Genomic DNA, 17,367 nt, shown 5'->3' on the forward strand with positions numbered 1-17,367 from the left:
GACGGCCCCTCATGCCTGCTCCGCCGCGGACGCCCCTGTCACGGACGCCCCTGTCACGGACGTCCCCGCCACGGAGGCTCCCGCCGCGGAGACGCCGAAGGCGGGGTCCCGCCGGTGCCGGTTCCGCAGGGCCCAGCGGCCGGCCAAGATCGTGCCGACGCCGCCCGCGAGATAGATCGCGGCGAGCACGAACCAGCCCGCGACGCCCCACTGCACGAGCAGGATCGTCATCACCCCGGGGGCGAGCATCATGGCGGCCGCCTGCCCGGTGGCGAACATGCCCTGGTACTCCCCGTGCGCCTCCTCGGGCGTCAGGCCGACCGACAGGCCGAAGCCGCTGCCCACGAAGAACAGCTCGCCGACCACGTGTACGGCGGCCGCCACGACCAGCACGGCTATCACGAACGCGCCCGAACCGTGGTAGGTGGCCGCGAAGACCACGCAGGAGACCGCCAGCGCGATCCCCGCCCACAGCCCGAGCCGGCCCGCGCCGGATATGGTGGCGCCCGCCCGGCTCACCCGGTTCTGGAACAGTACGATCACCACGGCGTTGCCCCCCATGAGCACGCCCATCACCCACAGCGGGGCCTGGGTGTGCGCGGTGAGCCACAGGGGCACCCCGGAGTCGAGCATCCCCCAGCTGAGCGCGAGGAGCCCGTTGAGCAGGGTGACCAGGAGGAACAGCCGGTCGCGCATCACCAGCACGCCGCGCCTGACCTTGCGGTCGCTCAGCGACTCCACGTGGGGCACCCGGGTCAGCAGCAGCGCGAAGGCGAGGTTGACCGCCCCGTAGAACAGGATCAGCGCCAGGTAGCCGGCCCTGCTGTCCGCCGACAGCACGAACCCGCCGACGATCGCGCCGACCACGATCCCGCCTTGGGTCATGACCCGGGTGGTCGAGATGCCGTCGAGCCTCTCCTGCCCACTGGTCAGGCCGGAGATGACCGCGATGCGGATGCCGGGGGTGGACCGCTCGGCGGCGATCATGACGCACGTCACCGCGACGACCGCCCAGAAACCGCGCACGAAGGTGTAGGAGAGGATCGCCAGCCCCTGGATCACCCCCAGCGCGATGAGCGTCTCACGCGCTCCCACCCGGTCGGCGAGATAACCGAGCGGGCCGCCGGCGACCATGCCGACCACGCCCGCCGCGGTGATCCCGATGCCGAACTCCGCCGTGGACAGGCCGACCGAGCGGATGAAGAACATCGCCCAGCAGGTGAACCACGCCCCCTTGCCGAGTGACAGCACCAGCGCGGCCAGGTAGATCGGCCCGACCGGCCGGCGCCACCACGCGACGGTCGTCCACTCGGGGCGGCGCCATCGTGACGCCGCCCCCGGAGAACCGTCCGTTCTTCCGTCCTTCCTGTCCGGATCCGCCGTCATCGCCCTGCCAGTTCACGCACGTACTCGCCGAACCGCGCCGCGTGCTCGCCCAGGTCGGCGTCCACCCGGGCGGAGACCGGCGGATCCTGCCCGCTCAGCACACAGTGGATCAGCGACGGGCGCGAGCAGGAGGCGACCTCCCGGCGCATCAGCGCGGCCAGCGCGTCGACGTGGCCGGCCTCCCGCACGTTCCGGTATCCGCAGGCCCGGGCCAGCGCACCGAGGTCCGCTCGGCTCGCGGGCACGTGCTGACCGCCGGTCGAGGCGTACCTGCCGTCGTCGAGCACGACGTGCACCAGCGGCAGCGTGTCCATCGCCCCGGCGGTGAGCAGCCCGACCGGGTTCATGAGCAGGCTCCCGTCGCCGTCGACGACGATGGTCGGACGCCCGGTCTGCTGGGCGATGCCGATGCCGATCGAGGAGGCCAGCCCCATCGATCCCGTCATGTAGAAGTGGTTGGGCCGGTCGGCGACGCCCCGGGCGATGCGGCAGGTGTAGCCGGTGGTGAAGACGATCGGCTCGTCGGTGGACGTCTCGATGATCGTCCGTATCGCGTCGGTCTTGTTCACGCCCGCCACCCGAACGCCGCCGGAGGGATGAGCAGGGCCGCCGGGCGCCCCTGCCCCCGGACGACGCCGGCCGCCCAGGCCACCTGGGCGGCCACGTCGCCCTGGGGGTCGAACGTGGCCGCCTCGACGCCGAGGCCGTGCAGCAGCGGTTCGGTCAGCCGTCCCATCACCAGGTTCTCCTGGGTCGGATCGGGGTCGACGCCCCGCAGGCTGACCACGAACAGCATGCCCAGCCGGTACGGCGTGACCAGCGAGGCGATGGCGTTGACCGACTGCCCCAGCCCCGAGTTCTGCATCAGGACCACCGGGTGCCGCCCGGCCAGCACGGCGCCCGCCGCCATCCCCACCGCGTTGTCCTCGCGGGCCACCGTGAGAAGGCTCGCGCGTTCCTCGGCCGCGCTGTACAGCCGCGCCAGGATCCCGCACGGCGTCCCGTAGAACGGCCCGAAACCGCCGAGGACCAGCTGGTCGCACAACTCCCCCGCGGTGTCCCCTACGGTGTTCCCTACGGTGTCCCCCGCGGTGTTCCCCGGGATGTCCTCCACGGCGTTCCGCACGGCGCCCTCCACAGCCTCCTTCACGGCGTCCTCCACGGCGTCCTCCACGGCGCCGTTCACAGCGCCGTTCACAGCGCCGTTCACGGTGCCCTTCGCAGTGCCCTTCGCAGTGCCCTTCACGGTGTCCCGCGCGACGTCCACGACCTGTGCCCGCATGTCACGACTTCCCTCTTGACGATGGCTACGGTGGTCCGCCGGAGCCGTCCGGCCTCCGGTTTCCACGGGTGTGACCGGGATCCTCATCGGCCGATCACCTGCCGCGCGGGAGACTCCCCGCCCGGGACCCCGGACACCGCGGGATCCGCGACCACAGGATCCGCGGCCGCGGTACGGCCGATCCCGCCGGCGGGGACGGCCGGCGGGGCGAGGCCGGCGAGGAACACATCCAGGTCCACGTCCCGCGAGGCGTGCACTCCCGGCCCGTCCGCGCGGACGGAGCGGCGGGGCGGCCGGACGCCGTCGAAGAAGTGGGTGGCCACCAGCCGGTCGGAGTCGTCGACGGTGAACATGGGCGTGGCGACCAGGAAGTCGCGGACCGCGGCGGTGTCCCTGGCCACCTGGACGTACACCCGCCTGTCGCCGAAGTGGTCGGCCGGGTGGGCGATCGTCGGGTGGAACCGGCGTTTGAACTGGAAGACCCCCTTCCCCGGAAAGGGGTCCCCTCCGGAGAAGTCGATCCGCGTCACGCCGTTGCCCGCGGCCCACTCCATGGTCAGGTAGTACACCGCCTTCACCGCGCCGCTGCGGTAGTGCGCCTCGTCGCCGTCCAGCACGCCGAGCAGCCGCATCCGCAGCGTCCTGCCGTCGTCCTCGAGACGGCACAGCACCCCGGCGACCCGTCTGCCGCCCTCTCGGACGAACAGCACCATCCCCCGCCGGAACAGGGCCCGCAGCGCGATGTCCCAGTCGGTGCTGCGCGTCTCCTCCCCGTGCCGCGTCGCCATGGTCGGCAGGTGCATCCGGTCGTAGAAGAACCGGAGGTCGTCGACCCGCGTGCCGATCTCGCACGTCCACCCGTGTTCGCGGCGCAGGCGGGCGAACTGGCGCCGCTCGTTCGCCGAGACGGATCTGTGCATGGTCTCGGCGTCCCCGACGACGTCCAGCAGCATGTGCACCCGGAAGGGCAGCAGCACCGAACGCTCGCGGGGCAGGCCGAGCGCGCGGCGGCGTGAGCATCCGACGACCAGGATGTCGGCCTCCGGCGCGTGCGCGCTCCGGCGCACCCCCCGCCAGCTCACCGGCGCCCCGTCCACAGTGTCCGCCACGTCCGCCACGTCCACCCCGTCCACCGGATCCGCCTGGTTCACGGTGCCGGCCAGCGCCACCTGCTGGTCCCGCAGGTAGGGCATCACGTAGATCAGCCCCTCGGGAAACCCCTGGTAGACGATGGAGAGCAGGTGCTCGGCGGTGCCGAACCTGCGGTTCTCGAAACGGCGCCCCGGCGCGCTGGCCAGCCACTGCCGCGCCTGCGCCCACGTCCCCGTGCCGGAGGCCCACCGGTACCTCAGCTGGGTCCAGCCCGGCGGAGCCGCCATCAGACGACCTCCCCGGTGCCCGCGGCCTCCCCGGTGCCCGTGGCGGACGCCGCCTCGAAGATCACGCGCCGCAGGTCCCGCACCTCGCCGATCTCGTGGATCGCCCGGTCGGGCATCGGCGTGAAGTCGTCGGTGGAGTAGGACCCGGACCCGTGGACGACGACCTCGTCGACGTCGAGCAGCCCCCGGTCGATCGCGTTGAGGACCCCCGTCATCACCATGACCAGCGACCACTCGCGCAGCGTGCGCGGGTCGGCGGGCAGCCGTACCCCCGCTCCGGCCAGCAGGGCGCGGACCTCGTCGTAGCGGCCGAGGCACTCGTACAGCGAGACCACCACGCCGCCGCCGCCCTGCCCGCGGATGATCTCGTTCATCGCCGGAGAGGTCGCGGGCGAGCGGGTGTAGAAGGTGGGTTCCAGGTTCTCCCCGATGTCGGCGGTCGCGGCGGGGTAGCGCGGCTCCACGTCCTGGCGGTACAGCCCGGCCGCCGCGTCGAAGCGGTAGTCCGGCGGGGTCATGTCGTGCAGGCTGAGCACCATGTCGGGGGTGGCCAGGTGCTGCACGAGGAAGTACTGCGGCAGGCCGGGTGACCGCGGCAGCAGCGTCGTCCCGAAGTGGTGCCCCAGGAGGCCGAACGCGCTGGACACCGCGTGCGCGTGCGCCCTCGTGGTCCCGGGCTCCGCGGGCAGCGCCTCCCGCTCTGCGAAGGCGCGGACCGCGTCGGCGCACTGGTAGTTGGCCAGGTCGAGGGTGTGCCACAGCCGGATCCCCGTCCGGGCGAACAGCTCCCCCTCGCACTCCTCCAGCGCCCCCAGCGCGAGCGACTTGACGTGCGCCCGGTGACCGCGCCCGAGCACGCACATCGGGTTGCGCACGGCCAGCGCGGGATCCTCGTCGAGGGCGGACGACCACAGCTTGGGCCGCGCGAGGTCCGGCACCACCGTGACGATCCGCAGCGTTCCGGGATCGGCCAGCCCGAACCGATAGGCCCGCAGCACCGCGTCTCGCAGGGCGGTGGCCTTGTTCGCCGAAGAGGGGGTCAGGATCATCACCGGCTCACCGGTCACCTGTGTGTGCCGGGCCGCGCGGGCGACGATGACGTGCGAGGCCAGCGTCTTCACGGTACGGGTTCCCGGGTTGCCCATGAGGTCGAGCAGCACCATGCGGCTACGGCCCGCCGTGCCGAGGTCCGCGAAACGCAGGTCCGCCGCCCCGAAGAATCCGGCGAGCCCGTCCGTGGCCTCCGGCAGCTCGAAACCGGGCTCGAAGCCCGCGCCCCGGGAGCGGGACCGTCCCATCTGGGCCATCGCCTGCCGGAGCCGCTCGGCGTGCTGGGCGAAGACGTTCACCGAGACCGTCTTCGCGCTCCCAAGAACATCGGTGGTCATCGTGCTCCCCCTGTTGGTTCGTCAACTGTCATGACGTGATCCGTTCTTGTTCCCGCGTGGCCACGCGGGATGGAGGTGGTACGGAAGGGGTAGGGGCCGTGGCCGCCCGGCGGGCGCGGTCCACCGGTTGTGGCGCGGCGACGGCTGTGTTCCTCGGAACGGGGGCACGCCCCGTTCCCGGTCATGTGACTGCCGAGGCGGACGGCGAACGGCCCGGCCGGCCTGGGACGGCGGTCGTTCACCGGCGTTGACGGTCGTGGAAGTAGGCGCTTCCTCAAGCACGGGACCACGCGCCGACGCCACGGCCTCGGCACGACCACGCCACCGCCGGGAAAACCTTCGACACCCCTGGCGTACATGGCGAACGGCGGTCGAAATCGCCTACTCCCGGATTTTCAACCAGGAAACGGATGACCTTCCCAGGTCACACCTTCTCCTATCTTCTGCAGCGCTTTGCATTATCGCGTCGGTTCGTCAGACGACGCTTCTCACAACCTGCCATATAGGCAGGCCGAGATTCTCGCCGTCCTCCGTAGCCCCGACAGAAATTCCAGATAGGAAAAGAGGGAATTATGGGCGAAAGCGAAGGGCCGCACACACCTTACGCTGCGGGTTTCGGTGATCCCCAATGAGGCCAACCGGTCATGACATAACCGGATTCATCCCAACAATACGCACGGCTCGGCGTTTAGGACAGCCCATACCGTCAACCAATGACCGGATTCTGCACCATCATCCCATCAAAGCGGTCCAGAGAAGGATCGACGGCCCACACGATATTCTCCCGGCTGGAATCCGCCGCTTTTCATACACCCGCGCGTCGACGAACAGTCGAACGGACGACATCTTCCTTAGCACTTCGACCGAATACCCGTCCAGGGAAAAAGCCGCGGCGAGCAGGGAGGCGGACCTTCGCCGCCGAGCGCCTTCCGCCGCGGCGCCCCCGGCACGGCTTCTCCCAAACGGGCACGACAGGACGTTCCCCCGCGCCTCCGGACGCCCTCCCCGGCACCGCGTCTGCTCATCCACCCGGCATCGGCGAGTTACTTGGCCATCAACTGGATGTCACACGACACTGTCAGCTTGGAATCGCGGGCCGCCTCTTCGACGCTTGGGGGACTCATGTTCCGACGACTCGGCCTCATCATCGGGAACACGCTGACGGCTCTGACGGTGACCGCCTTCGCGGCGGCCCCGGCCGTACCGGCACCGCGTCCCATCGCCGTCGCCCATCGCGGGGCCTCCGCCTACGCCCCGGAGAACACGATCGCGGCCTTCGAGCTGGCGCGCGAGCAACACGCCGACATGTTCGAGCTGGACGTCCAGGAGACAAAGGACCACGAGCCGATCGTGATGCACGACACGACGCTGGCACGCACCACCGACGCCGAGAGGGTGTTCCCGGGGCGGTCGCCCTGGAGGGTCGGCGACTTCACGCTCGCCGAGATCCGGAGGCTGGACGCGGGCTCGTGGTTCTCCTCGAAGTACAGGGGCGAACGGGTGCCCACGCTCGAAGAGACGCTACGCGCGATGGACGGAGACGGACCGGGCCTGCTGCTGGAGGTCAAGGCCCCGAACCTCTACCCCGGCGTCGAGTCCCGCGTCGCCGACGTGCTGCGGCGCACGCCCTCCTGGCTGGCCCCGGGCAGGCTCGTCGTGCAGTCGTTCGACTGGGAGTCGATGCGGTCCTTCCACCGGATCCTGCCCCAGGTCCCGATCGGCCTGCTCGGCACCCCGGCGGTCGCGCGGCTCCCCGAGCTGGCCGGGTTCGCCACCCAGATCAACCCGCCCTACGGCGACGTGACCGCCGACTACGTCCGGCGCGTCCATGACAACCGCATGGACGTCCTCGCCTGGACCGTGGACAGTCCGGACACCATGCGCCGCCTGATCTCCTCCGGAGTGGACGGCGTCATCACCAACAAGCCCGACGTGGCCTACGCCGTCGTCCACTCCGCCCAGCGCCGCGCCGCCTGACCGGAAGGCCGGGCGGGACGCGCGGCGCCGCCCTCACCGCGAGACGCCGTCCTCACCGCGAGACGCCGTCCTCACCGCGAGACGCCGTCCTCACCGCGAGACGCCGTCCTCACCGCGAGGCGCCGAAGGTGTTGGTCTGCACCCCCTGCCCCTGTACCGCCTGCTGGGCGTGGTCGAACGCCCGCGCGTCGACCCGCACTGCGCCGGAGGCCGCGACCGGCACCCGCCGGGCCAGGAAGTCCAGCACCGCCCGCAGTTCGGCCTCCCGCTCCGGCTCCTCCTCCAGGAGGTCGGCGAACCGGGTCCGCCACACCGCCTCCTGGGCGGCGCGGACCCGCTCCACCTGGTCTCCGGCGGCCGTGGTCAGCTCCCGCCTGCCGCGCTCCAGCCGGTCCTCCTGCCGGGCCACCCGCTCGGAGTCCCCCCGGCCCAGCAGCCTGCCGAAGCGCGTCCTCACCTCGGTCCACGCGTCGGTGGTCATCGCCGTCACCAGGCCCGTACCGGCGGTGGCCGCCAGTGCCGTCAGCGCCTCGCTCAGCATCCGCCCCTCGCCCCTTTCGCTCCATGTCCCCGGCGTTTCCGCCGTCACCGTTCAACTACCTCACGATCCGCCGGAGCGGGGCGGCTTTCCGGCGGGAACCTCCGGCACCACCGGATCACGCGCGACGCAGGCTCCCGTCTGGCTCATCCGCCTCGCGGGCGTCGAGGTGATCGACCAGGGCATGCAATGTTGTATACAGATGCACCGTTCCATACCCTTAAGCTCCTGTCTGAGGGATTAGGTGGACAACGATGAGCCTCGACGAGGTTCTGGGCATCTGGGCCCGGGGTAGCGGGCCGCTGTACGACCAGCTCGCCCTGGCGATCCAGCGGAGGATCGAGTCCGGGGACCTTCCCATCGGCACCCGGCTGCCCTCTGAGCGCGCTCTGGCGAAATCCCTGTCCGTGAGCCGCACCACCGTGATCAACGCGTACGCCCGGCTGGACGACCTGGGCTGGCTGGAGCGACGGCAGGGAGCGGGGACCTGGGTCGCGCGCAGGGTGGCGAGCCCGTCCGGGCCGACGGACCAGGCCGGTGAGGAAGCTCGTTCGTACGCCGTTCTGCGAGTGCTTCGAGCCGCGCTGGAGCCCGTCCCCGGGGTCATCGACCTCGCGACGGCGGCCTTCAAGGACGCGGAGGGAATCGTGGACGCCCTGGCTACGACATCGGCCGGGGACATAGCCGCCAACAGTGAGCTGGGCGGGTACCTGCCGCTGGGGTTTCCGGTCCTCCGGGACGCCGTCGCCGCGCACCTGTCCGACCTGGGCATGGCCACCCTGCCCAACCAGGTGGTCATCACAACGGGTGTCCAGCAGAGCACGGTGCTGTTGTTCTCCGCCCTCGCCCGGGAACGGAACCTGGTCGCGATGGAGAGCCCCACCTGGAACGGCACCCTCGACCTGCTGCGGCACCTGGGCATGGCGGCCCTTCCCCTGCCACCGGCCTGCGGCGACGACTTCGTCGAAAGCGCGGCCCGGCTGGCCAGGACGAGGCAGCCGGGTCTCATCTGGCTGACCTCCGGATTCCACAACCCGACGGGCCTGCGCTTCACGGGCGCGCACGCCCGGGCGACCGCCGAGCTGGCCATGGAGATCGGCGTGCCGATCGTGGAGAACGCGACCCTGCTGGAGTATCGGCTCGGCACCCGGCCCGGACACACCGTCGCGCAGTACGCCCCCGACGGTCCGATCATCACCGTCGGCAGTCTTTCCAAGACGCTGAGCCCGACCCTCCGGCTGGGATGGATCCGGGCTCCGCGGAGCGTCGTCGCCCGGATCGCCAGGCTCAAGTCGCTGTTCGACAGCGGCGCGAGTCTGCTGCCGCAGATCGTCGGCGCCAGGCTCCTGTCACGCTCCCAGGAGCTCGTCGACGAACGCCGGCGGCGGCTCCAGGCCAACTGTGAGATCGTCGACTCCGGCCTGTCCGCCGCGGTCCCGGAGTGGACCTGGCGCCGTCCCGACGGCGGCATGGCGCTCTGGGCCGAACTCCCGCGCGGTACGGGCCTGCATTTCGCGCACATCGCGGCCCGGTACGGCGTCGAGGTGGTCCCGGGATCGGTCTTCGACCTCTCGGAGCGGCCCTCGGCGGCCATCCGGATATCGCTGGCGCGATCCACCGGGGAGACGGTCGAGGCGGTGGGCCGCCTCGCGGAGGCCTGGAAGAACTACCGGCCCTAGCGTGACGGCCCACTCGCCGCTGTTGTCACACCCCTGACCGGCTCAGACGAGCCGCAGGGGCTTCCTGGCGGTCTCCTCCAGGGTGAGGATGGTCGCGATGGTGACCACCGCGAAGCCGATCACGAGCCAGGCGGGGGAGATCGCCGCCCCGGTGGCGCTGATCAACCAGGTGGAGACGTACGGCGCGGTGCCGCCGAACAGGGCGTGCGCCACGTTGAAGCCGAGGGCGATCCCGCTGTAGCGGATGGTCGCCGGGAACAGCTCGACGAGGGTCGCCAGGATGGCGCCCATGATGACGGCCTCGCAGACCGCCAGCATCAGCTGGCCGAGGAGGGCCACCGCCACGGTGTCGCTCTGCATGGACAGGAACGCCGGGAAGGCCAGCAGCGCGAATCCGACGCTTCCCGCCATCAGGACGGGCTTGCGGCCCACGCGGTCGCAGACCAGGGCCGCGAGCGGGATGACGGCCGTCGCCACCAGAAGGGACGTCGTCGTCATCCACGTCGCGGCGCTCGTCGAGTACCCGCCCTGCCCCTGGAGGAAGATGTTCGAGTACACGAACGCGATGTAGTAGCCGGGTGCCGCCAGCACGTTGATGCCGATGACCTTCAGGACGGCGCTCCTGTGCCGCTTCACCACCGTCAGGATCGGGGCCGAGACCACCTTCTCCGTCTCCGCCACGGCCTGGAAGGCCGGCGAGTCGGCGAGCTTGGAGCGGATGTACATCCCGACCAGCCCCAGGGGAAGGGCGATGAGGAAGGGAATCCGCCAGCCCCAGGAGTCGAGCTGGTCGACCGGGACCGCCCAGGTGACGACGGCGACGATGAGGGAGGCCCCCACGAGACCCACCATCGAGCCCAGCTCGGACATGCTGGTCAGGAAGCCGCGGCGGCCCGTGGGCGAGCTCTCCGCGATGTAGGCCGCCGCGCCGCCGATCTCACCGCCCGCGCAGAGTCCCTGCACCAGCCGGGCCAGGAGCAGCAGGATGGGGGCCGCGATGCCGATCGTGGCGTAGCCCGGCAGCATTCCGATCACGAAGGTGGCGCCGCACATTCCGATGATCGTCAGCGCGAGCGCGTGCTTCCTGCCGAGTTTGTCGCCGATGTGTCCGAAGACGACCCCGCCGAGCGGGCGCACGAAGAACGCGACACCGAAGACGATCAGGCTGGACAGCAGCGCCGTCGTCGGATCCTCCTTGGAGAAGAAGACCCTGGCCAGCACGGTCGCGGTGTAGCCGTAGAGCCCGAAGTCGTAGTACTCGATGACGGTTCCGACGGTTCCTGCGCGCACGATCCGCTTCATGGCGGCGGGATCGACGTCCGGTTGGCTGCTCGATGTGGGGATGGTGCTCGGGATGTCACTCATTAGGGGCGAGACCTTTCTCGGAGCGGATTGGAGAACGGGGGGGCCGAGAAGTGGTGGATGCCGACGGCACCGCCGGGTGCCGCGTCGGCCGGGTCGGGTCACGGGACGCGGAGGCCGGCTCCGGCCGCGCGCCGGTCCGGCGTCTCACCTCACCGCCGGAGCCCTGAGGCGGACTCCGCGACGAGGTCGGGAACGGGTTCTGTGTGTGGTGGGGGATCCCTGTGACGAGGGATCTTCTGTGGCGGGGGATCTTCTGTGGCGGGGGATCCCTGTGCGGGGGGATCTGTGGCGGGGGATCCCTTTGGCGGGGGATCTCGCCGACGGGTGGGGCGCGGACCGTCCGCCGGTGCGAACGCCGCGGTGGGCGCGAGGCTCGGCGCGCCACGGGAAGGGGATCCGGACGGGGAGCCCGGACGTCGGAAACGATCTAGTGTGCCGTCGCCGTCACGCGGTGGCCCGATCGCCCCTTCCAGGCCGTCCGACCTCGGCTAATCGGCCGCGGAGGGCCGCCTGGGGGGAGGCTGCCAGTGCCGTACGGCCCTCGGCCTCCAGCGTCCGGCACACCCTCAGGACAAGGTGGTCCTGTCCTGACCTGGCGGTGATCTGGATGCCGACCGGCAGGCCCCTCCTGTCGAAGCCACCGGGGAGCGAGACCGCCGGCATGCCGGTCAGATTCCACAACTGCGTGTTCCTCCACCAGCTCGTGAGGTCGTCACGGAGGCCGTCGGCCCGGACCGGCGCCTGCTGTCCGATCGGGAAGGCCGTGACCGGAAGGGTCGGGCCGACCAGGACGTCGAAGTGGGAGAACAGTCCCGCCACGGTGTGTCTCAGGACCGCGCGGCGCGTCTCGGCCTCCTCTCCCGCCCCCGGCGGCGCCTGCCTCCAGGCTCTGATCGTGTCGAGCAGGCTCGACGACACGTCCGCCGCCCGCTCGTCGAACGTCGCGAACTCCTCCGCCATGGCCGACATGAACAGGGCGTCCCAGACCGGCCCCGCGTCGGGGAGGTCGATGGGGGCCTCGGAGACCTGCAGGCCGATCGACCTCATGTCCCGCACGAACTCGCCGAGCACCCGTTCGACGTCGGGATCCACGGATGTCCCGTCCACCGTCCGGTAGAGCCCGACGCGGACCCGCCGGCGCTCGGCCCGGGTGAGCGGTTCCGGCTCCCACCCGGCGTCGGAACCGGCCTCGTGGCGGCCGGCCAGCAGGGAAAGGGCCAGGGCCGCGTCCCGGACGTCGCGGCTCAGCACGCCGATGTGCCCCAGCACACCGAGCCGGCTGGGCGGGAAGGTCGGAACGGTGCCGGAGGTGGGTTTGACCCCCAGCACCCCACAGAAAGAAGCGGGAATCCGGATGGAGCCTCCCCCGTCAGTGGCCACCGCCAGCGGTCCCAGACCCAGCGCCACCGCCGCGCCGGCGCCCCCCGAAGAGCCTCCCGCGGTCCTCGACCTGTCCCAGGGGTTGCGCGTGGGGGCGCTGACCAGGCTATCCGTTGTCGCCTTGTGGCCGAACTCGGACGTCGTCGTCTTCGCGAACACCAGGGCACCCGAACGCCTCAGCAGGCGAACGCCGGGGGCGTCCGGAAGCCGGGTCCCTTCGGGAACGAGCCTCGATCCGCGCCGTGTCGGCAGGTCCGCGGTCGCCAGCAGATCCTTCACGCTGACCGGCACGCCGTGCAGAGGCCCGACCGGCGCGCCCGACGTGAGCCGGGCCTCGGCCCGCCGGGCCGCGTTCATGGCCGTCTCCACGTCCAGGGCCTGCAGCGACGCGTACGCCGGGTCGAGCAGGGCGGCCCGATCGAGCAGAGAGGCCATCACCTCCACCGGGCTCACGACCCTGTCCTTGATCTTCTTCGCCGTCTCGATCGCGGTCCAGGCGTGGAAGGCGTCCGTCATCCCGGGCCTCCTCCGGTCTCCAGCGGGTGCCGATAGGCCGTGGCCGGGGGGAACCGCCCGGTCCGGTCGTACTCCCCCCAGCTCCGTTCCCACGCGTCGTACAGGGACCGCAGCGCGGCGACGGGGTCGGGGGCGTCGTCCACCCGCAGGTCCACCAGCGGGCATCCTGTCCGGTCATAGATCAACACCGCGGCCGACTGCCTGCCACGGGCGTCACCGCCCGCCTGGTCGCCACCGTCGAGGGCGTCCAGGATTCGGCTCACGAGATCACCCGACCCGGTTTTGAACCGTTCCAGCATGCCGCCCAGGACCCGGGAGTTCCGCAGCCAGTTCCCGGCCACCGCGACGTGTTCGTCGACCAGGTCGCCGGATTCGTCGGGTACCTCGCGCCCGGTGAACACATGGGCCTCATGGGTCAGTGAGATGGTGAGGAGCTGCCGGCGGTCACGGCCGGGATCGGCGGCCAGCGCCCGTTCGAAGGCCCGCGTGGGAGAGTCGCCGCCGTCGACGGCGTCCGCGATCTCGATGCCCAGCGGTGTGTTGACGGTCGCCTGTGTGACCACCACGGTCGTTCCGCGGCGCGCCATGAGCGTCCGCCCCCCGACGCAGGGACGTGCCGTGGCGATGCCCGCGCCGAAGTGACCCGCGGCGGGGTCGCGCGCCACGATGGAGAAGGTCATCAGGCGTGGTCTGGGCGAGGGCCGGTGTCCTGGACCGAGAAGTGCGCGTGGATCACCCTCCACACGCCCTCGTCCCGCACGGCCACCTGGGTGGCCCGGTAGTAGCTCGGATTGTGTTCGGAGGTCTTCCCGACCCACTCCTTGTGGCGGCTGACGTAGTCGGCGCTGATACAGGCCATTTCACCGCGCACGACGATTCGAATCCGGCCGGGCGAATAGGGGCCGACGAGTTTGAACTGGGGGCGATAGAAGTCCCAGATGTTCTCCCAGTCCGGCAGGCCCTCATAGGTGTGCCCGTTGGTGTTGTAGTGACGATTCTCCGGGTTTTCGTCCCAAATGGGCTTGAGTCGCTCGTAATCGAGGTCGTCGTTGGCCCGGAGAAACTCGTGGTGCAGAAAAATAAGCTGCTCACGATCGTCTTCCGTCCCACCATCGAACGACGTGGAAACCGGCGGAACGACATTCACTGTATTCATATCCCTCGTCTTCACGTCTCGGCGGGGCGGCATGGGAGAAAGGTATCGAGGGAGCCGTCGGCGGTCGATATCCAATCCGGCCGCAGTGGTTACTGGTTGAAGATCGCAACCTGTCCCGCGCCCCCGCCCCGAGGGGTTCCGCGGACCGGGGCCCGCTATGCGATCACCATCGTCCCAGCAGGTCAGGGCGGTTCCCCCAGGCGGAGAGACCGGTTCCCCCAAGGGCCGGTCGCGTCGCCGGCCACAGGCGGTCCACCCGGGTTCACGGGTTGGCCCGCCCACCCGGAGAGTGCATGATGGCGGAATGGCTGACCATTCCGAAGCGAACAGTCCGTGGCGTGAGCGGTGCCGCACTCCATTCGAGCGTCTTGATCGGGGAAAGGCCGCCGCGGAGCGAACTCTCGCCGATATCGCGTCCCATCCGGCGGTGAGCGCCGAGGGCGGAGATCTCAATCCCGTCGCCGAAAGACTGGCGCGACTGATGCGCGACTGCGGCCTGGACTCCAAGGTGATGGCCACCGCGGGCGCCCCGATCGTCTTCGGACAGCGAAAGGAATCCGACCACCTTCCGACAATTCTGGTGTACGGCCATTACGACGTCCAACCGGTGGAGCCCCTATCGGCCTGGTCATCCGACCCGTTCACGCCGCAGATCCGCGACGGCCGGATGTTCGGCCGCGGCACCGCCGACAACAAGGGGCAGCACATCGCCCAGCTGCTGGCGATCAAAGCGGTCCTCGAGTCCTACGGGCGGCTGCCCGTCAACGTCGTGATGATCGTGGAGGGCGAGGAGGAGATAGGCAGCCCTCATCTGGAGCAGTGGGTCGACGAGCACGCGCACCTGCTCAAGGCCGACTTCGCGTACACCTCGGACGGCGCCATCCATCCGAGCGGGCGGCCCGTCGTGCTCTGCGGGGCGCGCGGGCTGCTGTACCTCGAACTCACCCTGCGGGTGGCCCCCGTCGACCGGCACTCGGGGAACTTCGGCGGTGTCTCCAGGAACGCCGCACTCGAACTCTCCCGGGCCGTGAGCTCGCTGTGGGACCGCGACGGCGAGGTCGCCGTCCCCGGTTTCCACGACGCCATCGCCGAGCCGACCGACCTGGAGCGAGCGGCCGTGGAGGCGCTTCCGCTGACCTGGCCGATCCCCGCCTCCGAGAGGCTCACCCAGGTGACCTCGCCGTCGGACTGGTTCCAGCGGGTGTTGCTCCGCCCCAACATGAACATCTCCGGGCTGAGCTCGGGATGGACCGGCCCGAGCATGAAGACGATCATCCCCGCGTCCGCCACGGCGAAACTGGACGTCCGTCTGGTGCCGAACCAGGATCCGGACGACATCGCCCGGCTCGTCACCGAATGGCTGCGCGCGAAGGCCCCCAACGTCGAGGTGAACGTCCTCAGCGCGGTCAGACCGTCCCGCACGGCGCTCGACTCTCCGATCGTCGATCGCGTGTCGCGGGCCGTCGAGTTCGCGTGGGAGAGGTCACCGCTGCTCTATCCGTCACTGGCCGGTTCGGTACCGGACTTCGTGTTCACATCGAACCTGGCGATTCCCTCGGTGATCGTCCCCTACGGCAACGCCGATCAGGCCAATCACGCCCCCGACGAGAACATGGTGCTCGACTACTTCCACAAGGGCGCCCGAACGTTCACCGCCGTCCTGCACGCCTTCGCACCGCGAACGCCCCACGACTGACACGCGCCCGAACCGGCCCCTCCTCCTTTCCGGCGTCAGCGGAGAGGCCGGGGGATGTCACACGCCGGCGGGATCCACCTTGACGGGTGGGATCTGCTTGAGGCAGGCGGTCGGCCCGGGGGTTCCCCTGGCGATGAAACCGGTGATGAGGCCGGAGACGCAGCCGCTGGGGTCCAGGTCGGGGACGTGGCCCATGTTCGGTACGGAGATGAGTCTTGATCGCTCGAACCTGCGGGCCACCTTGGCGGCGTCAGAGTCCGGGGTGATCGTGTCCAGGTCGCCGGTGAGCACCAGAGCCGGGACGTCGGGGAAGTCGTCGCTGACGGGGTAGGGCCGGGTCGCGCTCTGGCGCGGCCACCCCAGGCAGACGTCGCCCGACCAGAAGGTCGCCGCCGCCGAGGCCTCCGGGCTGAAGGGGCCGAAGTCCGCGGGGTCGGTGCGGGCGAGCGCCCGGTCGTACTGCCGGCGCCGCTGGGCCGGGGAGGCGTCCACCGACCAGGCCCTGGGGTAGTCGTTGCACGCCACGCTGATGCCCAGGGAGGAGTTCGGCCCCTCATCCTCGGCCCCGAGCACCTGCTGGACGGCGGCGACCAGCGGTTCGAGGTCGCCGCGTACGGCGTCGTGCAGCAGGGCCGGGAAGGCGCCGATCGGCGAGGACGCCTGGGGATCGGCTCCGGTTCCGCTGGTGGAGTTCTGGATGGCCAGCCTGGTGAGCCACTCCTCGCCGAACTTCACAGTGCGCTCCTCGGCACCGACCTTGACCGACAGGGTGACCGGCTCCTTCCTGACCGCGGCGGCGAAGGTCCGCAGGTCACGTACGGCGGCGGCGCCGTCACACGCCTTGCTCCGCTCGCAGATCCGGCGCAGGGTCGTCGTGAAGGCGCGGGCGTTGGGCCGCTGGAAGGTGTCGAAGTCGAGCGGCAGCACCCCCGACAGCATGATCGACCTGACCTGCCGGGGATGGCGCTGGGCGTAGACCTGCATCAGGTAGGTGCCGTAGGACTCGCCGACCAGGTCGAGCCGGGTGACCCCGAGCCGGGCCCGTACCGCGTCGAGGTCGTCGGCGGTCGCGGCGGAGGTGTAGCCCCCGGCGCGCGCCCCCAGGCCGCGCCCGCAGCGGGCGACGGCCTCCCTCCGCCCCTGGGGCGTGCCCAGGAGGTCGGCGGTGGTGATTCCGCAGTCCAGGGCGCTGGACACGCCCGTACCTCGGGGATCGACGAGCAGCAGGTCGTGGTCGGCCAGCAGCGGCTTGAGCAGGCCGACATAGGCCGGGGTGAGGGGAAGCGCGGGGTTGCCGGGACCGCCGGGGTTGACGGCGATGGTCCCGGTGGCGGGACCGTCCGGTGCGCCGCGCCGTACGACGGCGTAGCCGACCGAGATGGTGCCCAGCTCCGGCCTGCCCGCCACCAGCGGGCGGGTGACCGTGTCGCACTCCACCCGGTGTCCCGGAACCTCGGGACACCAGGGCACCGTGGCGGCCTCCGCGGTTGTGGCAGCCGTGGCGGCCGACGGGATGACGCCGAGCAGGGAGATTCCGGCGACGGCCACGGCTGCCGGCACCGTGGTCCGTTTGGTCATTGAACGCATGGCATCCACGATCAGGCCTGTCCGGTGTCCGGATCATC

The 17,367-nt window shown here is 70.7% G+C and carries 14 protein-coding genes; 3 read left to right on the top strand and 11 right to left on the bottom strand.

Going from position 1 to position 17,367, the window contains the following annotated elements:
- Positions 1–9: 9 nt before the first annotated feature.
- The 5 genes from AB0N02_RS38110 to AB0N02_RS38130 all read right to left on the bottom strand — a co-directional run bounded on the left by AB0N02_RS38110 (position 10) and on the right by AB0N02_RS38130 (position 5,435).
- Positions 10–1,386, bottom strand: a complete 1,377-nt coding sequence (locus tag AB0N02_RS38110) for an MFS transporter (RefSeq protein ID WP_363957183.1) — start codon at positions 1,384–1,386, stop codon at positions 10–12.
- Positions 1,383–1,955 carry a thiamine pyrophosphate-dependent enzyme gene (locus AB0N02_RS38115; protein WP_363957186.1) on the bottom strand — a complete coding sequence of 191 codons (573 nt, stop codon included), beginning with the start codon at positions 1,953–1,955 and terminating at the stop codon, positions 1,383–1,385. The genes AB0N02_RS38110 and AB0N02_RS38115 overlap by 4 nt, the downstream gene beginning before the upstream one ends.
- Positions 1,952–2,668: a hypothetical protein gene (locus tag AB0N02_RS38120; RefSeq protein ID WP_363957189.1), complete on the bottom strand. Its 717-nt coding sequence runs from the start codon at positions 2,666–2,668 to the stop codon at positions 1,952–1,954. Before AB0N02_RS38120 ends, AB0N02_RS38115 begins: the two co-directional genes overlap by 4 nt.
- 83 nt (positions 2,669–2,751) lie before the next feature.
- Positions 2,752–4,047: a GNAT family N-acetyltransferase gene (locus tag AB0N02_RS38125; protein WP_363957191.1), complete on the bottom strand. Its 1,296-nt coding sequence runs from the start codon at positions 4,045–4,047 to the stop codon at positions 2,752–2,754.
- Positions 4,047–5,435, bottom strand: a complete 1,389-nt coding sequence (locus tag AB0N02_RS38130; protein WP_363957194.1) for a DUF6002 family protein — start codon at positions 5,433–5,435, stop codon at positions 4,047–4,049. The genes AB0N02_RS38125 and AB0N02_RS38130 overlap by 1 nt, the downstream gene beginning before the upstream one ends.
- A 1,122-nt stretch (positions 5,436–6,557) precedes the next feature.
- Here AB0N02_RS38130 and AB0N02_RS38135 point away from each other — a divergent pair.
- Entirely contained in the window at positions 6,558–7,412 is an 855-nt protein-coding gene (locus AB0N02_RS38135) for a glycerophosphodiester phosphodiesterase family protein (protein ID WP_363957197.1), read from the top strand.
- Between the two features lie 109 nt (positions 7,413–7,521).
- On the opposite strand, the gene AB0N02_RS38140 is transcribed toward AB0N02_RS38135, so the two are convergent.
- Positions 7,522–7,953: a hypothetical protein gene (locus AB0N02_RS38140; protein WP_363957200.1), complete on the bottom strand. Its 432-nt coding sequence runs from the start codon at positions 7,951–7,953 to the stop codon at positions 7,522–7,524.
- Positions 7,954–8,204: 251 nt separating this feature from the next.
- On the opposite strand from AB0N02_RS38140, the gene AB0N02_RS38145 reads away from it, so the two are divergent.
- A complete protein-coding gene (locus AB0N02_RS38145; RefSeq protein WP_363957203.1) occupies positions 8,205–9,629 on the top strand; it encodes a PLP-dependent aminotransferase family protein in 1,425 nt (474 codons plus the stop codon).
- Positions 9,630–9,671: 42 nt separating this feature from the next.
- Here AB0N02_RS38145 and AB0N02_RS38150 read toward each other — a convergent pair whose 3' ends face one another.
- The 4 genes from AB0N02_RS38150 to AB0N02_RS38165 all read right to left on the bottom strand — a co-directional run bounded on the left by AB0N02_RS38150 (position 9,672) and on the right by AB0N02_RS38165 (position 14,037).
- Positions 9,672–10,994: an MFS transporter gene (locus AB0N02_RS38150; RefSeq protein WP_363957206.1), complete on the bottom strand. Its 1,323-nt coding sequence runs from the start codon at positions 10,992–10,994 to the stop codon at positions 9,672–9,674.
- 444 nt (positions 10,995–11,438) lie between these two features.
- Positions 11,439–12,890 carry an amidase family protein gene (locus AB0N02_RS38155; RefSeq protein ID WP_363957209.1) on the bottom strand — a complete coding sequence of 484 codons (1,452 nt, stop codon included), beginning with the start codon at positions 12,888–12,890 and terminating at the stop codon, positions 11,439–11,441.
- The gene (locus AB0N02_RS38160) at positions 12,887–13,570 is read right to left on the bottom strand and encodes a DUF1028 domain-containing protein (RefSeq protein WP_363957212.1); all 684 of its coding nucleotides are present in this window, start codon (positions 13,568–13,570) and stop codon (positions 12,887–12,889) included. Before AB0N02_RS38160 ends, AB0N02_RS38155 begins: the two co-directional genes overlap by 4 nt.
- Positions 13,570–14,037 (bottom strand): nuclear transport factor 2 family protein, encoded by a 468-nt coding sequence (locus tag AB0N02_RS38165; protein ID WP_363957215.1) that lies wholly within the window; start codon positions 14,035–14,037, stop codon positions 13,570–13,572. The genes AB0N02_RS38160 and AB0N02_RS38165 overlap by 1 nt, the downstream gene beginning before the upstream one ends.
- 436 nt (positions 14,038–14,473) lie before the next feature.
- Between AB0N02_RS38165 and AB0N02_RS38170 the strand changes: the two genes are divergently transcribed.
- Entirely contained in the window at positions 14,474–15,742 is a 1,269-nt protein-coding gene (locus AB0N02_RS38170; RefSeq protein ID WP_363957217.1) for a M20/M25/M40 family metallo-hydrolase, read from the top strand.
- 57 nt (positions 15,743–15,799) lie between these two features.
- Here the strand turns inward: AB0N02_RS38170 and AB0N02_RS38175 are convergent, their stop codons facing one another.
- A complete protein-coding gene (locus tag AB0N02_RS38175) occupies positions 15,800–17,320 on the bottom strand; it encodes an alpha/beta fold hydrolase (RefSeq protein WP_363957220.1) in 1,521 nt (506 codons plus the stop codon).
- Between the last annotated feature and the right edge of the window lie 47 nt (positions 17,321–17,367).

It is taken from the genome of Streptosporangium sp. NPDC051022 (genome assembly GCF_040683035.1).
Classification (GTDB): domain Bacteria; phylum Actinomycetota; class Actinomycetes; order Streptosporangiales; family Streptosporangiaceae; genus Streptosporangium.

Bases quoted from the DNA above. Each gene is read 5' to 3' on its own strand.
- AB0N02_RS38175 (WP_363957220.1), bottom strand. From the start codon at position 17,320: ATGACCAAACGGACCACGGTGCCGGCAGCCGTGGCCGTCGCCGGAATC.
- AB0N02_RS38125 (WP_363957191.1), bottom strand. From the start codon at position 4,047: ATGGCGGCTCCGCCGGGCTGGACCCAGCTGAGGTACCGGTGGGCCTCC.
- AB0N02_RS38160 (WP_363957212.1), bottom strand. From the start codon at position 13,570: ATGACCTTCTCCATCGTGGCGCGCGACCCCGCCGCGGGTCACTTCGGC.
- AB0N02_RS38150 (WP_363957206.1), bottom strand. From the start codon at position 10,994: ATGAGTGACATCCCGAGCACCATCCCCACATCGAGCAGCCAACCGGAC.
- AB0N02_RS38145 (WP_363957203.1), top strand. From the start codon at position 8,205: ATGAGCCTCGACGAGGTTCTGGGCATCTGGGCCCGGGGTAGCGGGCCG.
- AB0N02_RS38155 (WP_363957209.1), bottom strand. From the start codon at position 12,890: ATGACGGACGCCTTCCACGCCTGGACCGCGATCGAGACGGCGAAGAAG.
- AB0N02_RS38110 (WP_363957183.1), bottom strand. From the start codon at position 1,386: ATGACGGCGGATCCGGACAGGAAGGACGGAAGAACGGACGGTTCTCCG.
- AB0N02_RS38135 (WP_363957197.1), top strand. From the start codon at position 6,558: ATGTTCCGACGACTCGGCCTCATCATCGGGAACACGCTGACGGCTCTG.
- AB0N02_RS38140 (WP_363957200.1), bottom strand. From the start codon at position 7,953: ATGCTGAGCGAGGCGCTGACGGCACTGGCGGCCACCGCCGGTACGGGC.
- AB0N02_RS38130 (WP_363957194.1), bottom strand. From the start codon at position 5,435: ATGACCACCGATGTTCTTGGGAGCGCGAAGACGGTCTCGGTGAACGTC.
- AB0N02_RS38120 (WP_363957189.1), bottom strand. From the start codon at position 2,668: ATGCGGGCACAGGTCGTGGACGTCGCGCGGGACACCGTGAAGGGCACT.